The 20,707-nt window shown below is 67.2% G+C and carries 14 protein-coding genes, 2 tRNA genes and 2 pseudogenes; 5 read left to right on the top strand and 13 right to left on the bottom strand.

What is annotated here, in order from left to right:
• Window positions 1-12: 12 nt before the first annotated feature.
• From J8847_RS00455 to cphA (J8847_RS00440), 4 genes are all read left to right on the top strand, one after another.
• Window positions 13-528, top strand: a complete 516-nt coding sequence (locus tag J8847_RS00455; RefSeq protein ID WP_211522716.1) for a DUF2244 domain-containing protein — start codon at window positions 13-15, stop codon at window positions 526-528.
• A gap of 162 nt (window positions 529-690) precedes the next feature.
• A complete protein-coding gene (locus tag J8847_RS00450) occupies window positions 691-1,602 on the top strand; it encodes an isoaspartyl peptidase/L-asparaginase (protein ID WP_211522715.1) in 912 nt (303 codons plus the stop codon).
• A complete protein-coding gene (locus J8847_RS00445; RefSeq protein ID WP_211522714.1) occupies window positions 1,599-2,471 on the top strand; it encodes a cyanophycinase in 873 nt (290 codons plus the stop codon). Before J8847_RS00450 ends, J8847_RS00445 begins: the two co-directional genes overlap by 4 nt.
• Window positions 2,468-5,056: a cyanophycin synthetase gene (cphA, locus tag J8847_RS00440; protein WP_211522713.1), complete on the top strand. Its 2,589-nt coding sequence runs from the start codon at window positions 2,468-2,470 to the stop codon at window positions 5,054-5,056. Before J8847_RS00445 ends, cphA (J8847_RS00440) begins: the two co-directional genes overlap by 4 nt.
• A gap of 53 nt (window positions 5,057-5,109) precedes the next feature.
• Here the strand turns inward: cphA (J8847_RS00440) and J8847_RS00435 are convergent.
• The 7 genes and pseudogenes from J8847_RS00435 to J8847_RS00405 form a co-directional block, all read right to left on the bottom strand.
• A pseudogene (locus tag J8847_RS00435) lies at window positions 5,110-6,074 on the bottom strand (IS1595 family transposase); the annotation flags it as partial.
• Window positions 6,075-6,177: 103 nt separating this feature from the next.
• Entirely contained in the window at window positions 6,178-8,808 is a 2,631-nt protein-coding gene (gene cphA, locus J8847_RS00430; protein ID WP_211522712.1) for a cyanophycin synthetase, read from the bottom strand.
• Between the two features lie 83 nt (window positions 8,809-8,891).
• Complete coding sequence (locus J8847_RS00425) at window positions 8,892-10,355, bottom strand: iron-containing redox enzyme family protein (RefSeq protein WP_211522711.1); 1,464 nt, start codon at window positions 10,353-10,355, stop codon at window positions 8,892-8,894.
• Between the two features lie 142 nt (window positions 10,356-10,497).
• Window positions 10,498-11,527, bottom strand: a pseudogene (locus tag J8847_RS00420) (thiamine pyrophosphate-binding protein).
• A 93-nt stretch (window positions 11,528-11,620) separates the two neighbouring features.
• Window positions 11,621-12,238 carry an isochorismatase family protein gene (locus tag J8847_RS00415; protein ID WP_211522710.1) on the bottom strand — a complete coding sequence of 206 codons (618 nt, stop codon included), beginning with the start codon at window positions 12,236-12,238 and terminating at the stop codon, window positions 11,621-11,623.
• Window positions 12,239-12,337: 99 nt separating this feature from the next.
• A complete protein-coding gene (locus tag J8847_RS00410) occupies window positions 12,338-13,741 on the bottom strand; it encodes an amino acid permease (RefSeq protein WP_373888780.1) in 1,404 nt (467 codons plus the stop codon).
• 63 nt (window positions 13,742-13,804) lie between these two features.
• On the bottom strand, window positions 13,805-14,053 hold the full coding sequence (locus J8847_RS00405; RefSeq protein ID WP_211522709.1) for a hypothetical protein: 249 nt from the start codon (window positions 14,051-14,053) through the stop codon (window positions 13,805-13,807).
• Between the two features lie 85 nt (window positions 14,054-14,138).
• Here J8847_RS00405 and J8847_RS00400 point away from each other — a divergent pair, with 85 nt between their 5' ends.
• On the top strand, window positions 14,139-16,157 hold the full coding sequence (locus J8847_RS00400; protein WP_211522708.1) for a GGDEF domain-containing protein: 2,019 nt from the start codon (window positions 14,139-14,141) through the stop codon (window positions 16,155-16,157).
• A 39-nt stretch (window positions 16,158-16,196) separates the two neighbouring features.
• On the opposite strand, the gene J8847_RS00395 is transcribed toward J8847_RS00400, so the two are convergent.
• From J8847_RS00395 to J8847_RS00370, 6 genes are all read right to left on the bottom strand, one after another.
• Entirely contained in the window at window positions 16,197-18,170 is a 1,974-nt protein-coding gene (locus tag J8847_RS00395; protein WP_211522707.1) for an MHYT domain-containing protein, read from the bottom strand.
• A 205-nt stretch (window positions 18,171-18,375) separates the two neighbouring features.
• A tRNA-Val gene (locus tag J8847_RS00390) sits at window positions 18,376-18,450 on the bottom strand.
• A 117-nt stretch (window positions 18,451-18,567) separates the two neighbouring features.
• Window positions 18,568-18,642 (bottom strand) — tRNA-Val (locus J8847_RS00385).
• 37 nt (window positions 18,643-18,679) lie between these two features.
• The gene (dnaQ, locus tag J8847_RS00380) at window positions 18,680-19,387 is read right to left on the bottom strand and encodes a DNA polymerase III subunit epsilon (RefSeq protein WP_211522706.1); all 708 of its coding nucleotides are present in this window, start codon (window positions 19,385-19,387) and stop codon (window positions 18,680-18,682) included.
• A gap of 62 nt (window positions 19,388-19,449) precedes the next feature.
• The gene (gene rnhA, locus J8847_RS00375; RefSeq protein WP_211522705.1) at window positions 19,450-19,920 is read right to left on the bottom strand and encodes a ribonuclease HI; all 471 of its coding nucleotides are present in this window, start codon (window positions 19,918-19,920) and stop codon (window positions 19,450-19,452) included.
• Window positions 19,917-20,684, bottom strand: coding sequence for a class I SAM-dependent methyltransferase (locus J8847_RS00370; protein ID WP_211522704.1), 768 nt, complete (start codon window positions 20,682-20,684; stop codon window positions 19,917-19,919). Before J8847_RS00370 ends, rnhA begins: the two co-directional genes overlap by 4 nt.
• Window positions 20,685-20,707: the final 23 nt, after the last annotated feature.

The raw sequence follows: 20,707 nt of genomic DNA, 5'->3' as shown, positions 1-20,707 counted from the left end.
CACGGAGCGGCAATGGAAGCAGGAGGCGGCAGCGGCATGGGCCTGGGCGCCGGCGGCGCAGGTCCGGCCGCGTCCGTGCGCCATGAATGGCTCATGAAGCGCAATTGTTCCTTGAGCCCGCGCCAGGCGCTGCTGGTCTACGCACTCCTGAGCGCGGCCACCCTCGGCATCGCCCTGGTCTTCACCTTGCGCGGCGCCTGGATGGTGCTGGCCTTCGCCCTGGCCGAGAGCGCGGCGGTCGGCGCAGCCCTCCTCTACTACGCCCGCCACGCCCTGGACCAGGAGCGCATCCGCCTGGCCGACGGCTGGCTGCTGGTCGAGCGCCGGGACGGCGCGCGCGTGCTGGAGTCCAGGCTGGACCCGCACCATACCCGCGTCAGCCTGGCCGACCTGGGCATGCGCACCCTGATCGTCCTGGAAGCGCGCGGCGAGCGTGTCGACGTGGGGCGCTATCTCACCCCGCCCGCACGGCAGGAAGTCGTGCACCAGCTGCGCCGCGCCTTGCGCCCCGCCTCCCTGTTGTCCTGAGCTACCGCGGGAAACACCTCTCTTCCCTGTAAGCACCCTCTTACATGCGCACGGCAATGCAACCGATATGGTGCGCGGCCGCGATCTTGCATAATTTTCATCACTCAGCGTGATCGAGCCTTGCATTCACGCCAAGACAACAATGAAGAGGAACAGGACAACATGAGTCACACCAAACAAGCCGGCGCCGTCGTGGTGCACGGCGGCGCCGGCGCGTCCGTCGACCACGAGGACGCCTGCGTGCTCGCCGCGCGCCGCGCGCTCGGGCAACTGGAAGTCAATGGCGACGCGCTCGATGCCGCCATCATTGCCGTCACCACGCTCGAAGACGATGGGCGCCTGAATGCCGGCAGCGGCGCCGTGCTGTGCCTGGACGGCGCCACGGTCGAAATGGACGCCTCGATCATGGACACCCGCGGCCGCCTGGGCGCGGTCGCCTGCGTGCAGGACGTGAAGAATCCGGTCCAGCTGGCGCGCGCCATTGCCGATACTCCGCACTGGATGCTGGCCGGCGAAGGCGCCCAGCGCTTCGCGCGCGCCATCGGACTGCCGGAAAGCCTGCCGCTCACCGAACGCCAGCGCGCCGAACACCGCAAGCTGATGGCCCAGATGGCCGGCTCGGTGCCGGTGATGCCCGGCGTCGACAATTCGGTCTTCGGCCGTATCTGGAACTACAACAGCCCCCTCGAATTGCCCGAGGCCAGCGCCTGCGACACCGTGGGCGCGGTGGTGCGCGGCCCGGACGGGCACTTCGCCGTCGCCACCTCGACCGGCGGCTCGGCTCCGTCCCTGCTGGGGCGCGTAGGGGACAGTCCGATCATCGGCAGCGGCTTCTTTGCGGGTCCGGAAGGCGCGGTGGCGGCGACCGGCATCGGCGAGCACATCGTGCGCCATCTGCTGGCGCGCACCGTCTACGGCTGGATCGCGGAAGGGATGCTTCTCGCACAAGCCCTGCAGCGCGGCATCGACCTGTTCGGCAAGGACGTGGCGGTCGGCCTGATCGCGGTCAGCCGCCAGGAGTCGGGCGCCTGCAGCAACCGCGGCATGCCGCAGGCGAGGATGACCCAGCGATGAGCGAACAGCAGAAGAACGGCCACCTGGTCATTATCGGCGGCAGCGAAGACCGCAAGGACGACATGCCGATCCTGAGCCGCTTCGTCGAGCTGTGCGGCGGGGCGGACGCAAGAATCATCGTGATCACAGCCGCCAGCCAGATCGCGGACCACATGTGGAAAATGTACGACGACGCCTTCAGCGCGCTGGGGGTGACGCGTCACAGCCATCTCGAAGTGACCAGCCGGCAGGACGCCAACAGCGCGGACTACGTGCGCCAGATCGCCGAGGCCGACGGCATCTTCATGACCGGCGGCGACCAGAAGCGCCTGCTGGCCCTGATCGGCGGCACCGCGCTGGATCTGGAGATGCACAAGGCGCTGAAGCTTCGCGGCGCCACCATCGGCGGCACCAGCGCGGGCGCCTCCGCCATGTCGGGCCACATGCTGGCCCAGGGCCGGGCCGAGATCCGCCCTGAAAAGGGGGCGGTGAGCCTCGGCGCCGGCCTGGGCTTCCTGCACCGCGTCGTCATCGACCAGCACTTCTCGGAACGCCAGCGCCTGTCGCGCCTGCTGACCGTGGTCGCGCAGAACCCCTACCTGCAGGGGATCGGCATCGACGAGGACACGGCCCTCGTGGTCGAGCGCGGCGTCGGCATCGAGGTCCTGGGGCAAGGCGCGGTCACGGTCGTGGACGGCCGCACCATGATCTCCAACGTCGCCGACATCGCCGATCGCGACACGCCCGAACTGATCGACGTCCGCTTGCACCTGCTGCCGGCGGGCAGCCAATACCGCCTGCCGGGCGGCGACGCGGCCAAGGCCAACAGCCTGCCGGCCCCGCTGCTCGACTTCCTGGAAAACGTCACCAAACGGAACCCGATTTCATGAGAATCAAGGAACGACGCGTCCTGCGCGGCCCCAACCTGTACGCCGCCAGCCCCTGCCTGATGGCGGTCATCGACGACCGGGCCGGTCCCAGACAAGTCTTCGCCGCCCGCCTGCTCGAGCTGCTTCCCGCGCTGCCTGCCGAGGCGGCGGTGCGCCTGGCCGACGACGGCCTTCCCGTCGACGCCCTCGAGGCGGTCGTGATGGAATTGCAGCGTCTCGCAGGCGCACCCGGCGTGTTCAGTCTTAGCCTTCCGGTCCCAAACCAGGCGGGGCGCCGCCGGGTAGTCTGCGGCTACGCCATCGAACAGGTCGCCGTCGCCGCGCTGGACGAGGCCATGGCGCTGCTCGATGCGCTGGCTGCCGGCAAGGACTTCGACCTGGACGAGACCGTCGCCAGGCTGCACGGGCTGGCCGAAAGGCACGCGATCGGCACTAGTACCGGCGCGGTGCTGGCCGCCGCCCAGCGGCGCGGCATTCCGTCGCTGCGCCTCACCGACGAGGCGAACCTGTTCCAGCTCGGCTGGGGCAGCCGCCAGAAACGGCTGCAGGCCACGATCACCGGGGCCACCAATTCGATCGCGGTCGGCATCGCCAGCGACAAGCAGCTGACCAAGGCCTTGCTCGACCAGGCCGGCGTCCCGGTCCCGGGCGGCGACACGGTCACCAGCCTGGAACAGGCCCAGCGCGTGGCGCGCCGGCTGGGCGGCCCGGTCACGCTCAAGCCGCTCGACGCCAACCAGGGCAAGGGCGTGACCGTCGACTGCCGCACGCTTGAAGACGTGGCGCGCGCCTGGGAACATGCGCGCCGCTACGGACGCCACGTCATCGTGGAGGAATTCCTGGAGGGCCGCGACTACCGCGTGCTGGTCACCGGCGATAGAATCGCGGCCGCCTCCTGGCGCCGCCCGCCCTGCGTCACCGGCGACGGCCGCTCGACCATCCGCGAACTGGTCGAACTGGAAAACCGCAACCCGGCGCGCGGCGACGGACACACCAATATCCTCACCAGGATTCCGCTCGACGGCCTGGCGCAGGAGACCCTGGCGAGGCAGGGCTTCGATCTCGACACCGTGCTGCCGGAAGGCGTCCATGCCGACCTGCGCGGCAACGCCAACCTGTCCACCGGCGGCACCGCCGAGGACGTGACCGACCTGCTGCCCGAGGAGACGCGCGATATCTGCATCCGCGCAGCGCGCACCATCGGCCTGGACGTGGCGGGGATCGACATCGTCTGCCGCGACATCGCCCAGCCGCTGCGCGCGCAGAAAGGCGGGATCATCGAAGTCAATGCGGCGCCCGGCATCCGCATGCACCAGTACCCGAGCCGCGGTACGCCGCGCGACGCGGGCGACGCCATCGCCGAGGCGCTGTTCGGCGAGTGCGACGGCCGCATCCCGGTGGTCGCGGTCACCGGCACCAACGGCAAGACCACCACTAGCCTGCTGGTCGGCCACACGGTGCGCATGGCCGGCCTGCGCGACGGCGTGACCACCACCAGCGGCGTCTACGTCCAGGGCCAGTTGATGCGCGAAGGCGACTGCACCGGCTACCATTCGGCGCGCAGCGTGCTGTCGGCGCCGGACGTCGACTTCGCCGTGCTGGAAACGGCGCGCGGCGGCATCCTCAAGCGCGGCCTGGCCTACGACCGCTGCGACGTGTCCGTGGTGCTGAACGTCTCCGCCGACCACCTCGGCCTGGACGGCATCGACACCATCGAAGACCTGGCCAGGGTCAAGGCGGTGGTGGCCAAGCGGGCCAGGCGCACGGTGGTGCTCAACGCCGAGGATGAGTGGTGCGTGCGGATGGCCGATGAACTGGAAGACGGCGTCGAGCCGATCTACTTCGCCCTCGACGCCGAGGATCCGGTGCTGCTGCGCCACGTGGAGCACGGCGGGCGCGCGGTCTACCTGCAGGACTCGACCATGGTGCTGGCCAACGGCCTGCGCCACGAGGCGCTGCTGGACGTGCGCGAGATGCCGGTGTCCCTGGACGGCCGCGCGCGCTACAACATCGCCAACGCCATGGCCGCGGCGGCGGCGCTGACGGCCTGCGGCTTCGGCAACGCCGAGATCGCGGACGGCCTGCGCAGCTTCGTTTCGGACAGCAAGCACAATCCGCTGCGCTCGAACCTGTTCGACGTGGACGGCGTGACCGTGATCGTCGACTACGCGCACAATCCGGCTGCCTATGCCGCGCTGGCGGAGACCGCGCGCGCCATGACGCCGGGCCGATTAGTAGGTGTCGTGGCTGCGCCCGGCGACCGCCGCGACGCCGACCTGGTCGACGTGGGCCAGACCTGCGCCGCCGGCTTCGACGAACTGGTGATCTACGAGACCGAAAACCGCGGACGCCCGGAAGGCGAGACCGCCGCCATGCTGGCGCGCGGCGCCCGCCTCGGGCGCATCGACAGCGAGCGAATGCGCATCGAGCTCGACGTGCACAGCGCGATCCGCCTCGGCCTGAGCCTGTGCGAACCGGGCGATGTCCTGGTGTTCGGCTGCGGCTCCTCGATCTCGGAACTGACCGAGGCGCTGCGTCCTACCCGGCCGGATCTCGCGGAGCGGATCGAGGCGGCGGCTATCTGAGCCAAGCCACCCGATAAAGAAGGGCTCCTCGCGGAGCCCTTTTCTTTTGGCGCTGTCACCGTTGAGTGTTGAAGATGCCAATCGCCGCTCGCAAGAGAGCGTCAGGCGAATCCAAGCGATTTCCATCCAGCGCCCAGCGCCATCCCAGATAGTTGGGAAGGTAGCGAGTGGCTACGCCATGGAAGCGGGCGAGCCATTCCCGGAAGCGGCGATGGTAGGCGTTGACGTTCTGGACATGGACTGCCCCGCGTACCTGCTCACCGGTGCGCAGGTTGACGGCCTAGTGCGAGATGCCGGTTTCACGCGCAAAATAGCGGTAGGCAGCGTTCGAGTCGCTCACCAGCAAGACGTCCTTGTCCAGTACTGGCAGCAAGTGTTGATGCAGCTGACGCTTCGTCACCGGGCCAAGTCCCGTGACGAAATCGAAGGTCTGTCCGGTTCGGTCGCGGGCGACCAGGACGCAGACCTGCTCATCGGAGATGCCTCGCTTTGTGGCGGCTCCGCCGTGCTTTCTGGGCGGTCGAAGCAAGTTGCGCGATCCCTTGTGAGATTCCAGTAAATAAAGCTCATCGGCCTCCGCGATCCCGGTCAAGGTGTCCGGGCGGTCGTGCTTGGTCACGTCCAGGAACCGGTGGCGCCAGCGAAAGCTGGTATTGCGATGTACGCCGACCGATCGCGCAGCGCCCCGAACTGTCGTCGAATTCAAGACGCAGTCGAGGAAGTCGAGCCACTTTTCCTTGTGTCGAAGGCCAGACAACGGGGTGCCGGTCAGTACGGTGAAGGTCCGGCCGCAAGTCAGGCAACGGTAACGCTGCAAGCCATGCGCCCGGCCGTGTCGATGAAATCGCGCCGCTCCGCAAGCAGGACAGCATGTCGGCGCCGGCTTGGCTTGCTCGATCACTTCGGTAAAGCGGTCCAGGCCGACCGTCGACCGCAGTACCTGAAGCAGCTGCTCGCGTTGACGCTTGCTCAGGATTGCGACCTGTTCCAGCAACTTCTTGAATGTCGAGGCCTTCATCGCTTCCTCCGCCGAGATATGGATCCTCGTTAGACCTCAGCAGTTAAGGAAGATTCAACACTCAACGGTGACAGCGCCTTTCTTTTTGCCTCTCGCGGGGCGCTTACACCTGCGCCGCGATCAGGTCCGCACTCTCCGGATCGTCGACCCGGATCGCTTCGATGAATACCTGCAGCGAGGAACCGCAGGCGAACACCAGCACGTCGCCCGGCTGGCACAAGCTCAGGCCCAGGCGGATCGCCTTGCCCACCTCGATTTCGCGGTGCAAGGTATCGCTCATGCCGATCGCCTCTTCCGCGCCCCCCAATATCAGGTCGACGGCGTCGCCCACCGGACGGCCGCGGCTTTGCGACTCGTACACCACCAGCTCGTCGAAACGCTCGCCGCAGACCACGCCGATCTCGTGCAGATCCTCGTCGCGGCGGTCGCCCGGAGCGGTGACGATGCCCACCAGCTGGCGCGGCAGCATGGCGCGCGCCATCTCGGCCATCGCCGCGTAGGCGGCGGCGTTGTGGGCGTAGTCGACGATCACGGTCACGCCGCGCACGTCGAACATATTGGTGCGCAGCGGATTGGTGCGGCCGTTGGACTCGAAGGTCGACAGGCCGGTGGCGATCTCCAGGTGCGACAGGCCCGACGCCATCAGGGCCGCGGCCGCCGCCAGGCAGTTCGCGATGTTGAAGCGCGCGCTGCCGTTGAAGGTGACCGGCATGCTCTCGATCTTCACCAGGGCCTGGTGGCGGCTGCCGTCCGCCACCACCAGGGCGCCGTCCTGGGCGTACACGCCGCGCCCGCCGTCTTCCAGGTGCTTGAGCAGCACCGGATTCTCCGCATCCATCGAGAAGAAGATGATCTCGGCGCCCGGCTTGACCCGGCGCGCCATGGCCACGCACAGGGCGTCCTCGGCATTCAGTACCGCCGCCCTGGACGCCGACAGCGCGACCACCGCCTTGACCTGGGCCAGGTCCTCGATCGTGTCGATCCCGTCCAGCCCGAGGTGGTCGGCAGCCACGTTCAGCACCACGCCCACGTCGCAGCGGTCGAAGGCCAGGCCGCGCTTGAGCAGGCCGCCGCGCGCCGTCTCCAGCACCGCGAACTCGACATCCGGCGCCGACAGCACGGTGCGCGCCGACCAGTAACCGGTGCAGTCGCCCTTGACGATCTGCTTGCCGTCGATGAACACGCCCTCGGTGGTGGTCACGCCCGTCACCAGGCCGGCCATGCGCACCGTGTGCGCAATCAGCAAGGTGGTGGTGGTCTTGCCGTTGGTGCCGGTCACGGCCACCAGCGGGATGCGGCCGTCGGAACTGCCCATCAGGCCTTCGACGATGGCGTCGCCGGCGTCGCGCGGCGTGCCGCTGGACGGGTATTGGTGCATACGGATGCCCGGCGCCGCGTTGACCTCGATCACCGCCCCGCCCTGCGCCGCCAGCGGTTGGGAGATATCGCGGCAGACGATGTCGATGCCCGCCACGTCCAGGCCGATCTTGGCGGCCGCGCGCACGCACAGGGCGCGCGTGGATTCGGGCAGCAGGTCGGTCACGTCTTCCGCGGTGCCGCCGGTGGACAGGTTGGCGTTGCCGCGCAGCTCGGCCGTCACGCCGGCCGCCGGCACCGAGTCGAATGTGAATCCCTGGCGCGCCAGCATGTCGGCCGCGTGTTCGTCGAGGGCGATCTGGGTCAGGATATTCGTGTGGCCCTCGCCGCGCGCCGGATTGCGGTTCTCGAGCTCGACCAGCTCGCGCACCGTCAGGCGGCCGTCGCCGACCACATGGGCGGGACGGCGGCAGGACGCGGCCGCGACACGGCCGCCCGCCACCAGCACGCGGTAATCGCGGCCCTCGACGTGGCGCTCGACGATGATCTGGCGGCCGTACTGGCGCGCGAACTCGAAAGCCGCGGCCACGTCGTCCGGCGTGCGGCAGTCCACCGTCACGCCCTTGCCCTGGTTGGCGTCGAGCGGCTTGACGGTCACCGGGACCTTGAGGCGCGCGGCGACGCGCTGGGCGGCCGCGAGCGTGGTGACGGTCTCGCCCTCCGGCACCGGTACGCCGGCTTCCTTGAGCAGGACCTTGGTCAGCTGCTTGTCGCTGGCGATCTTCACCGCGATGAAGCTGGTGTCGCCGGTGGTGGTGGCGCGCAGGCGCTTCTGCTTCACGCCCCAGCCGAGCAGGAACAGGTTCGCTTCCTCGGTGATGCGCTGGGTCGGAATGCCGCGCTCGTGGGCCGCGGCCAGCACCGCCGCGGTGCTGGTGCCGATGGCGTAGCGCTCGGCGATGTCGTGCAGTTCTTCGAGGCGCGGCGCGATGTCGAAGTCCTCGCCACGGGCCAGCGCGGTGACCAGGTCGACCGCGAGCTGGAAGGCCGGCTGGGCCAGTTTTTCGCACTGGTAGGCGCACACGATGCGGAATTGGCCCGGGTGGCCGGCCACGGGGCGCGTGCGGCCATAGCTGGCCGGCGCGCCGGCCTGGGTCTGCAGGTCGAGCGTGACATGCTCGACCACCCGTCCGAGATAAGTGCCTTCGCGCAGGCGCTGGGCGAAGCCGCCGGGCTGGCCGGTCGGCAGGAGCTGCCCGTGCAGCGAAGGCAGCAAGTCCAGCAAGGCTTCGTTAAAGCTTGGCAGGTCGCGGGTGGAGCGGCCATACAGGTCTTCCAGGTCGATCACGGAGAGCAGGCAAGGCGAATCGGCGTGCACGTTCGGGCCACGCAAAAAACGTTGTTCGAGGATTTGCACCGGTGGTTCCTTGTAAAATCTCAATACGTTCAATCGCAGAAAGGGCGCCCACGGGACGCCCTTTCCAAATGCAGCCGGACGACTCAGGCGTCGAATAGCTGCGTGTACATGCGGGTGGCCATCAGGCCCGCCGCGGTGTGGTGCACCTCGGGCGACATCAGCCCGGCGAGCAGGTCCATCGCTTCCTGCTTGCCGCTGGCCGCCGCCACTTGCTGCTCCAGCAGGCGCAGCTCGTTGTCCGGCTCTTCCAGGCGCGGGTGACGGCGGATCAGCCCGCGCTCCGGGAAGGCGATGCCGCGCTCGGCATGCTGGCCCAGGGTGTCGAGGGTACGCTGGCGCGCCCGGTGGGTCAGCACGCGCGGCGCCGCCGCCATATTGCGTCCCGCCCCGGCATCGGGCGAGCTCATGATCCAGTCGCGCAGCACCTGCTGCTCATAGGCGTTGAAGACGCCGAACATCTCGGCGCGCTCGCCGTGGATCAGGCGCCAGAAACGGCTGTTTTCCGGGTCCTCGCCGCGCTTGATCCAGCCGGCCTTCTCGAGCGCCGCCAGGAAGTCGGGGATGCGGCCGGGCTCGGCCAGCCAATCGTTGACCGAGCGGCCGGCGACGCGGCAGTAGTCGGAGTGCATGTTCTTGCCGACCTTGCTCTTCGCCGCCAGGATGCTGACCAGTTCGGCCTGCAGGTCGAACTCGGAAATCACCGAGATGGTGCTCGCGCCCAGGTCGTTCAGGCGGTAGCCGTCCAGCACGCGGCGGTAGAAGGCCTCCCGGTCGCCGACGCGCGGCATCAGGTCGGCCAGGGCCTGGGCTGCCTTGCGGGCATGGCCGCTGGCGGCGTTGTCGACCGTGACGTGCAGGGTGAAATAATAGGGATCGATGCCCAGCTCGTTCAGCTCGTAGGAGGTGATCAAGAGGTGCAGCGGCAGTTGCTCGTAGCCGAGGTTGTAGCCGATGACTTCGGGCAGGAAGCGGTCGGCGTGGTGGCCCAGCACCAGCTGGATCGCGCCCTGCAGGAAGTGTTCGTCGTCCAGCTGTTCCCAGTCTTCGCAGCCATGGGTCGCCAGCAGCTTGCGGTAGATGGTGACGTGGTTCTTGTCAGGCACGCCCTCGCCCAGCTCCTCGAGATAGGTCTTGATCAGGTGGTGATAGGCCTGGTTGTCCCATTGGCGCAGCAGGCCGTAGAGCCAGGCGCCGTCGACCAGCTTGGTCGGCGCGGCGCCCTTGATGAAATACAGCGCATGGGAGCGGCAATGAAAATAGCGGCGCGGGGCGCCCGCCTTGCGCGCGGCCAGGTAGTCGCGGTACTGGGCGCCGACGGCATCGGTGCGTTGCTCGATCCAGGCCGGCAGCTCGTGGATGCTCGCGGGAAGGTCGGCAGGCAGCCTGGACGCCACTGCGATCTGCTCGCGCAGGAAGTCCTGGGCTTGCTCGGGCATCGATGCGGGGTCCGCGTACAGCGAGAAATACACCTTCTTCGCCTCTCCAGCCACGCCCGCCTCTTGTGGAGCGGCGCTGGCCGGCGCTTCGGCTAACAGCATGTGATTCATGGGTGCTCGACGATTCTAATTGGTCTTGACGACGATGCAGCCATTATCCGGACTGGTCATTTGTACGAGAATCGGTAGGCGCGCTGCGAAGATGTAAGAAAGGGATTACAAAAAAATAACAAATTGTCATCCCCGCCGACACTCACTCGCCCTGCTGGCCGACGCCGCGCCGCGCGTCGGCGCCTTCCGGGTCGCCCTTGGCGATCGCTTCCTCGACCTGGGCCTCCTGCTTGTCGACCGTCTGCGGCGGCAGCGGAGGAATATTCGGATCGGCCATCACTTCGAGGACGAAGGGCCGGCCCGCCTTCAGCGCCCGGTCCCGGGCGGGCCCCAGGGCGTCCGGATCGTCGACGCGCTCGCCTTCGAGGCCGAGCATGCGCGCGAAGGCCGCGTAGGAAAAGTCGGGCAGCTCCTGCGAGGCCGCGAACTTGGGTTCGCCCTGCATCCCGCGCTGTTCCCAGGTCACGAAGTTGAGGTCGCGGTTGTTGAGCACGAGGACCACAAAGCAGGGATGGTCCCAGCGTCCGCAATGGCGCGCGACCGTCATCAGGCAATTGATGCCGTTCATCTGCATCGCGCCATCGCCGGCCAGGGCGATCACCGGGCGACCGGGATGCGCCATCTTGGCCGCGAAGGCATACGGCAGCGCCGAGCCCATCGTGGCCAGGCCGCCCGACAGCGAGGCCATCATGCCTTCCTTCACCTGCAGGTGCAGTGCGTACCAGGCGGCGACCGAGCCGGAATCGCCCGCCAGGATCGCGTCATCCGGCAGGCGTGCCGACAGCTCCCTGAAGGCGCGCTGCGGATTGACCGGTTTCCCCGGCCGCCGCGCCTGCTCGTCCAGCCGGGCGCGGCTCTCGCGCACGCTGCTGCTGGCCGACGATGGCCACCACCGGCTGGTGGTCGAGCTTGGCGTCGTAGAGCCCGTTCAGGAGGTGGATGGCGCCGGGCCCGGACGTCGCCAGGCAGACGCCCGCCTCGTCCGTGAACTTGGCGTGGCCGCAGGCCATGAAGGCGGCCATCTCTTCATGCCGGGTCTGGACGAACTCGATGCGGTCCTGGCGGCCGAAGGCGGCCAGGATGCCGTTGATGCCGTCGCCGGGATAGCCGTAGATGCGGCGCACGCCCCAGCGCGCCAGCCGCTCAAGAAGAAAATCGCCGCAAGTGGCCATCCCGCCCTCCGTCCGTGCGCACCATGTGAAGCAGCACTCTAGGAGAAAGATCGAAGGCGGACTGTGCGCAAACGCGCACCAGCCGGGACCGGCTTACAGCTGCGCGCCGAGCAGGACGTCGGCCACCAGATGGCCGCCGGAGAGGCGCACCGGCACCGCGCCCTGGCGCAGCATGCGCGCCACGGCGTGGTCGCCATCGCCGGGCCGCACGTCCACCGCGCGCACCGCTTCGGGCACCAGCAAGACTTCGAAGCCTTCCTTGATGCCGTCCAGGGCGGTGTTGAGCACGCAGTAATCGGTGGCCAGTCCGCACACGGCGACGCGCGAGATGCCGCGCCGGCGCATGGCGTCGGCCAGGCCGGTGCCGCTGAAGGCGGAATAGGCGTCCACCTCGGCCGTGTCGGCCTTGGAGACGATGATGGTGTCGTCGCGCAGCTGGAGCGCGGGACTGAAGCGCGCGCCTTCGGTGCCGGCCACGCAGTGCGGCGGCCAGGGGCCGCCCTGGGCGCCGAAGGAGCAATGTTCGGGAGGATGCCAGTCGCGCGAAGCGTAGACCGGCAGGCGCCGCGCATGGTAGAGATCGATCAGCGTGTTGATCGGCGCGACGACGCGGTCGCCCTGGGGTACCCCAAGGCTGCCGCCCGGCAGGAAGTCGAGCTGCATGTCGACGATCAGGAGGGCGTCGGCCTGGCCGAGCACGATGGCGCTCATTGAAGATCTCCGCAATGATTGGGCAGTTGCGCATGTGGGCGCACCGGATGGCGCGCCCACATGCCTAGCTTACCACGTTGCCGCCGCAGCGGCGGTGCTTCAAGCCTGTGCCGCCGGGTTCAGCAGCGAGCGCTGGCGCGCATAGCCGAAGTACACCACCAGGCCGATCAGCAGCCAGACGATGAAGGCGACCCAGGTATGCCAGCTCAGGAAGGACATCAGGGCCAGGCAGAACACGACGGCCAGGGCCGGGATCACCGGCACGCCCGGGCAGCGGAAGGCGCGGTGCAGGTCCGGACGGTTCTTGCGCAGGATGATGACGGCCACCGACACCAGCGAGAAGGCGGCCAGGGTGCCGATGTTGACCAGCTCGGCCAGCACGCCCAGCGGCACCACGGCGGCGATCAGGCCGAAGATGATGCCGACCATCCAGGTGGCGAAGAACGGGGTCCCGTATTTCGGGTGCACCTTCGACAGCTTCTTCGGCAGCAGGCCGTCGCGCGACATGGCGAACAGGATGCGGGTCTGGCCGTAGGCCATCACCAGGATCACGGTGCTCATGCCCAGGATCGCCGCCAGGTCGACGAAGCCGGCGACCCAGTTCTGGCCGGCGACCTGCAGGGCCAGCGAGACCGGGTGGTCGATGCCCTTGAAGTCCATGAAGGGAACGATGCCGGTCATGATCGCCGCCACCGCCACGTACAGCACGGTGCAGACGGCCAGCGAACCGATGATGCCGATCGGCAGGTCCTTGCTCGGATTCTTGACTTCCTCGGCGGCCGAGGTGACGGCGTCGAAGCCGATGAAGGCGAAGAACACCAGTGCGGCCGCGCTCATCACGCCACCCATGCCGAAGGGCATGAACGGCTGCCAGTTATCCGGCTTGACGTAGTTGACGCCGACAAAGATGAACAGCAGCACGACGCCGGTCTTGATCAGCACCATGATGTTGTTCAGGCGGGCCGATTCGCGCACGCCCAGCGACAGCAGGAAGGTCAGGACCATCATGATCAGGAAGGCCGGCAGGTTGAACATGGTGTTCACGCCCGGGATCGCGCCCGGCGCGCCGCGCAGCGCCTCCGGCAGCACCACGCCGATGCCCTTGAGCAGCGACTGGAAGTAGCCCGACCAGCCCACGGCCACGGTCGAGGTGGCCAGGCCGTACTCGAGCAGCAGGTCCCAGCCGATCATCCAGGCCACCAGCTCGCCCAGGGTAGCGTAGCTATAGGTGTAAATCGAGCCGGCGACCGGCACGGTCGAGGCGAATTCGGCATAGCACAGGGCGGCGAAGGCGCAGGCCAGGGCCGCGATGACGAAGGAGACGGTCAGCGCGGGGCCGGCGGTGACGGCGCCCGTGCCGGTGAGCACGAAGATACCGGTGCCGACGATGGCGCCGATGCCCATCAGGACGAGGTCGAAAGGACCCAGGACTTTCTTCAGTCCGCCAGGGGTGCGGGCAGCCGCCACCATGGTGTCAAGATTCTTGGTTCTGAAAAGACTCACTACATGTTCTCCAATCAAAAAATAGTTTGGTTCCGCGTCTTGTCCTTATTGCCACGCCACAGTTCATGCGACGCCGCTATGCGACATGCGTTGGGTGCCACGCATGCCCGACCCGAAACCGCCTGTGCAAGCGCCCGCAGGATGCCGGATTTTTTGCAGACGCGCCATTATCGCCAGAATGTTGTTAGGAATCAAAGCAAAGTGATGAATAGGCTTCAATTCTTCGATGAATAGTCCAAAACGGGTCGTTGTGTAAACACCCTCCGTCAGGAATCTTGCTTGCTTTCCACAGATCAAGCTTTCATAATGCATGGACACATTTCGGCCCGCCGGCCACCGCCCTCAGGATAGCCGGCACAGCTCACCCACCAACCAGCCCGGCAGCCACCGCCACCAGATGAAGATTCGACAGCCCAAGCCTGGGGCGACGCGAGCGCTCCGTGCGCTGCACCGGGCCGGTCCGTCCGGGCTGCTGGCCCTTGCCCTGACCCTGCCCCTGCCTCTATCCGCCTACGCCGCCGAGCCCGAGCAGCGCTTGCGCGAACTGGCGGAGCTGTCCGAGCGCAGCAACGTCAAGGCGCGCGCGGCCCTGCTGGCCGAAGCGGACGCCCTGCACGACGCCGCTCCCTATGCGGTCCGCATCCAGTACCTGCGCCTGCTGCGCCGGGTCCAGAACGACGCCGGCAAGCTGCGCGAGGCCTACGAGGTCAACGAACGCATCATGCAGCTGGCCGAGGCGGAACGCGACCCGGTGAATATCGCCCTGGCGAGCCTGGTGCGCATCAACCGCCAGCTGGACAGCAACGAACCGGTGGCCGCCCTGGCCCTGCTGGAAACCCTGGACGCGCGCTACCGCGACCTGGGCAACCTGGAATTCGCTGCCAGTTTCGAGGTCGTCACCGGCATGGCCTACAACGCCATGGGCCAGTTCGACCGCGCGCTCCACCATTACCTGCGCGGGCTGGAGATCGTCCAGCGCCATCCGGAGCTGTGGAGCCCGCGCGAAGTCGACATCCGCCTGGCGATGGCGCGCCTGTACGTGAATTCCGGCGACCCCGACAAGGCGCTCGAGACCACACGCGAATTCCGCGCCGCCCATCGCAACCTCCCTGCGCGTGTCGCCGCCTCGCTGCATTTCTTCGAGGGCCGCGCCCTGGTGGCGGCCAAGCGCATCGAAGAAGCCCTGGTCTCCTTCGACCAGGCGCTCACACTAGCCCGCGGCAACGAATTGCGCGCGCTGGAAGCCAATGTGCTCGGCAATATCGCCGACGCCCACCTCAAGGTCCACCGCTACGAGGCTGCCGAGCGCGTCGCGCGCGAGGCGCTGCCGCTGGCCCAGCAGATCCAGGAACAATCCAGCCTGCAGATGGCCAAGGCCAACCTGGGCTTCGCCCTGTTCGGCCAGGGACGCATGCGCGAAGGCATGGTCTACATCGACGAGGTGGGTGCGGCGCTGCGCGACAAGGGCGCGATGGCGGCGGTGGCGAACCTGCTGGCGGAAAAGTCGCAGGCGCTGGAAAAGGCCGCGATGTACCGCGAAGCCCTGGCCACCACGCGCGAGCGCGACAAGCTGCAGGCTGAACTGGCCATGGACGACCGCAACAAGGCCATCTCGGCCCTGCAGGAACAGTTCAAGGCCAAGGAGCGCGGGGCCCAGATCGACCGCCTGCGCCAGGAAAACGCCGTCAAGGATGCCGAGATCCGCAACCGCAGCCTGCGCCAGGTGGTCGCCTGGCTGGCGGCGGCGCTCGGCCTGGTGCTGTCCGGCTTCGTATTCTTCCTGTACAAGAAGTCGGTGCGCACCAGCCGGCGCCTGGCGGAACTCAACGAGGAACTCGCCTACCGCTCGGCCCACGATCCGCTGACCGGCCTGTACAACCGCCGCTCGTTCCAGGAACGGATGCGCCTGCGCGCCGAGGAGGAAGCGGCGCGCCTGGACGCCGCCGACTGCTTCACCCTGCTCGACATCGACCACTTCAAGCGCATCAACGACGTCTACGGCCATGCGGCCGGCGACGCCGTGCTGATCGAAGTCGGACGCCGGCTGCGGCTGGCGGTGCGCGAATCGGACATGGTGCTGCGCTGGGGCGGCGAGGAATTCCTGGTGTATTCGCAAGGCGTGACGCCGGCCCAGCGCCCGCTGCTGGTGCAGCGCATCCTGCACACCATCGGCGCGACGCCGGTACTGCTCGAGAACGGCGCCGTGATCGACATCAGCGCAACCGCGGGCGCGGTCTCGCTGCCCCTGGAAGCGGACGGCGGCAACGTCGGCTGGGAACAGGCCATCGCACTGGCCGACCGGGCCCTCTACAAGGGCAAGGAAAGCGGACGCAATCGCGGCTTCATCGTCGAGGGCTTGCGCGAGGCCGGCGCCGATGCGCCCGATGCACTCGACATGCAGCTGGTCCTGCCCTGAGCGGGCGGCGCCGCTTTCGCCCTTCCCCTCGTTACATCGTCACATCGCGCGCAATAGCGCCTTGCGTTCCACGATCGCCACCACGGCCTGCACCAGCACGGCCGGGCGCAGCGGCTTGGCCAGGTATTCGTCGAAGCCCGCCTCCAGGGCCCTGAGCTGGTCTTCCTTGCGCGAGAACGCCGTCAGGGCAATGGCCGGCACGCTCGCCGCCTGCGCGTCGCGCAGGGAGCGCACCTGGCGGATCAGCTCGAAGCCATCCATCAGGGGCATGCCGATATCGCTGATCAGGAGATCGGGCCGGTGGCGCTCGACGCTGCGCAGCGCTTCCTGTGCGCTCATGGCCGAGAGCACGGTGATCCTGGTGTCGGCCAGCACCTGCTGTACCAGTTCCAGCGAATCGAGCTCGTCGTCCACCACCAGGACGCTCAGACCGGCGAGGTCGACTGAAGCGTTGCCGCCACCATAGAGGCTGCGTACTTCGGCCACGGTCGCGGGCAGGACTTCCTGCGGCGCCGGCGGCAGGTGCAGGGTGAAGGTGGCGCCCTGGTCGACGCCCGGACTGGACACGCTGATGGTGCCGCCGTGCAGCTCCACCAGCTGGCGCGCGATGGACAGGCCGAGGCCAAGGCCGCCATGGCGGCGCGCCGACGAAGCGTCCGCCTGGCGGAAGCGGTCGAACACGTAAGGCAGGAAATCGGGGGCGATGCCGATGCCGGTGTCGGTGACGTCGATCGCCACGCCCTCGTCTTCGCGGCGCAGCGCGATCGTGATCTTACCGCCAGGCTCGGTGAACTTGATCGCGTTGGAAATCAGGTTGGACATGACCTGCTGCATGCGGCCGATATCGCCGGCGACCAGGCCGGCGTCGGGGTCCAGCACGGTGGTGAGCTGGATGCGCTTGGCCATGGCGGCCGGGCGCGCGGTCTCCACCGCCGCCAGCACGAATTCTCCGGGCGATATCGACTTGGCGTCGAGACGGACCTTGCCGGCGATCAGGCGGCTCATGTCGAGCATGTCCTCGATCAGCTGCGACTGGGCGCGCGCATTGCGTTCGATGGTCTCCAGGCCGCGCCGCAGCATCGCCTCGTCGCGGGCGCCCTGCAGCAGCAGCTGGGACCAGCCGAGCATGGCGTTCAGCGGGGTGCGCAGCTCGTGCGACAGCGTGGCCAGGAATTCGTCCTTGAGCTGGTTGAGCTGCTCCGCCTCCACCCTCGCCTTCTGCTCGCGCAGGAAGAGCTGCTGGCGCTCGGCGGCGGTTTCCAGCGAAGCCGCCAGGGTGCGGTTGCGCGCTTCCAGGCGCGCGTCGAAGATGGCGGCCAGCAGCGCGATGGTGAGCAGCGCGACGGTCGCCACCGTGACCAGCAGCGCCAGGTGGTCCTGGTCGACGCCATCGACGGCGGCGCGGCACACGCTGCCCGCCTCGAAATGGGCCGCCGCCATGCCGGTGTAATGCATGCCGGCGATCGCGAAACCCATCACCGTGGCGGCGCCGCCCTGGGCCAGGCGCGGAAAGCGCAGGTTCTCGTTCAGCCGGAAGGCGATCCACAGCGCCATGGCGGAGGCCCCGATGGCGATCGCGACCGAAGCCGCGAACAGCCAGGGATCGTAGGTGATCGGAGGGTCCATGCGCATGCCGGTCATGCCGGTGTAGTGCATGGCGTTGATGCCCAGGCCCATCAGCAGCGCCCCCCAGGCCAGGTGGCGCCCGCCGATCCGGCGGTGGCGCAGCTGCCACAAGGCGAGGCCGGAGACGATCACCGGCAGCAGCCAGGAAATGAAGGTGATGCGGCTGTCGTAGGCAATGGGGATGGGCAGCCGGAAGGCCAGCATGCCGATGAAGTGCATGGCCCAGATGCCGCTGCCCATGGCGAAGGCGCCGCCCGCGATCCAGAAATACGGTGCGCGGCCTTGGGATTCCTTGACGCGCATGGCGAGGCTGAGCGCCGTGTAGGACGCCATGATCGCTACCAGGATCGACACCAGTACCAGGAAGGGTTCGTAATGGCCGTTCAAGATGAAATCTCGTCCGTTGTGGTTTGCCGGCGTGCCCCGACTGCCGGATTTGTCCGCGCTTCGAGTCTACACGAGCGATACAGAGTTGGCAGAGAGCAAATCGTATTGAATTGTCGTCCTTTTTACGACAGGCACGCCATGCTGAAAAACGAAAAGCCACGCTGGTGCGTGGCTTTTCGTTTTTCAGCGCGAAGCTGAAGAATTCTGGTGGGAAGTGCAAGTTTCGAACTTGCGACCCCTGCAGTGTGAATGCAGTGCTCTACCCCTGAGCTAACCTCCCGAGCGGCGCTATTATGACACAAACGCCAACTTATGCCAAATAGCAATTTCATGCCAAAGCAGACAAATCCGCGGACTGAAATGAAACAGGCCAGCACGAAGCTGGCCTGTCGAATTCTGGTGGGAAGTGCAAGTTTCGAACTTGCGACCCCTGCAGTGTGAATGCAGTGCTCTACCCCTGAGCTAACCTCCCAAAGCGAGGCGTATTATGGCACAGATTGCGCCTTTCGTCACCCCTGCGGAGAATAATTTCTCCACACACAGCTGCCTTTGACGTTCTTGTCGAGGCCGGCCAATACTTCTTCGTGGGTCGCGAGTTCGTCCGCAGACGCCGCCACCACGATGATCTCGCCCAGCGGCACGGCTTCCAGCAGCTCGCCGCCAGCACTCGCTTCGACCTCGACATCCATGGTCAGCGAATTCTGGCCGCGCGTCATCGCCAGGTAGACATCGGCCAGCAGCTCGGCGTCCAGCAATGCGCCGTGCAGCTTGCGGTGGGCGTTCGAGATTTCGTAGCGGTCGCACAGCGCATCCAGCGAGTTGCGCTTGCCCGGATGGAGTTCCTTGGCCTGCACCAGGGTGTCGATCACGCTGCTGCAGTGCTCGACGAAGGGCGGCAGGCCGAGGCGCACGAACTCGTGGTTCAGGAAGCCCAGGTCGAAAGGCGCGTTGTGGATGATGACCTCGGCGTCCTGGATGTAGGCGCGCAGTTCCTCGGCGATCTCGTGGAACTTCGGCTTGTCGCTCAGGAACTCGGTGGTCAGGCCGTGCACCGCCAGCGCCGCCTCATCGGAATCGCGTTCCGGGTTGATGTAGCGATGGAAGTTGTTGCCGGTCAGCTTGCGGTTGAAGATCTCGACGCAGCCGACCTCGATGACGCGGTCGCCCGTGCGGGGATTCAGGCCGGTGGTTTCGGTATCGAGAACGATCTGGCGCATATGGAATACTGATGAGTACTGATGAGTTATAGCGGAGCGCAGTATAGCAAACCGCGGGCGGCTCAGCGACGCACCGAGGCAACACCCCGGTTCGCCAGCACGTCGGCGCGTTCGTTGCCCGGATGGCCGTTGTGCCCGCGCACCCAGCGCCATTCGACGGCGTGCTGCTGCTGCGCCAGGTCGAGCGCCTTCCACAGGTCGTCGTTCTTGACCGGCTCCCTGGTCGAGGTCTTCCAGCCGCGCGCCTTCCAGCCGTGGATCCATTCCGAGATCCCCTTCTGGACATACTGGCTGTCGGTGTGGAGCACGACATTGCACGGGCGGTTGAGTACGCCCAGCGCCTCGATCACGGCGCGCAGCTCCATGCGGTTGTTGGTGGTATTGGCCTCGCCGCCGAAGATTTCCTTCTCGTGGCCGTTGGAGACGAGCAGCGCGCCCCATCCGCCCGTGCCCGGGTTGCCCTTGCAGGCGCCGTCCGTGAAAATCTCGACCTTGGTAAGCTTGTCTGCTGCTTTGTTCTGTTCTTCGTTCATTCTCTGTTCGCGGCCGGCACTGCTTGCGGCCGCTTGCTCGTTTTCTTGTTCCATGCGGGTCCGATGATGTGCATGCCCTTGACCCGCTTGATCGCATGCACGACGTAGACCGCGCCCAGGTAGGGCCACCAGCGGCGCCCGGCGGACTCCAGCATGGAGAACCGGCTCAGCCAGTGCGCCGTCCGGCACGGCGGCGCGTAGCAGCCGAAATGGCTGCGGGTCACGCCAAGGTTCAGCAATTTTAGCCAGTCTTTCAGCCGCGGCATAGAAATGAATTCGCCGGAGGCCGGCAGGTAGTCGTTGCGGGTGACGCGGGCCACGCCCTGGCGCATGCCCCACAGGCTGGCCGGATTGAAGCCGCAGATGATCACCTGCCCTTCCGGAATCAGGACCCGCTCGACCTCGCGCAGCACCTGGTGCGGCTCGGCCGCGAACTCCAGCACATGCGGCAGCACCACCAGGTCGATGCTCTGCGAGGCGAAGGGCAGCTCGGCGAAGTCGAGGGCGACCGCGATTTGCTTGCCGCCCGCCGCGAAGGCGAGTTCGTCCGCGGTCGAGGTGCGCGTGGCCGCCTGCCACTTGTTGGGCATGCGGTTGGCGGCCAGCGCATCCAGCTGGGGCACGCCGATCTGCAGCGCATTGAAGCCGAAAATGTCCGCAGTCAGCTCGTCCAGGCAGGCCTGTTCGAAGGCGCGCACGTAAGCGCCCGCCTGCGATTGCAGCCAGAGGTCGAGCGCTATAATGGATTTTTCGGCGCTGTCCATGCCATCCTTCTCTATACTGATCC

This window comes from Massilia sp. AB1, from assembly GCF_018119385.1.
In the GTDB taxonomy this organism is placed as follows: domain Bacteria; phylum Pseudomonadota; class Gammaproteobacteria; order Burkholderiales; family Burkholderiaceae_D; genus Telluria.
The sequence above is the reverse complement of the archived record's forward strand: the minus strand, read 5'-3'. Positions and strand labels throughout refer to the sequence as shown.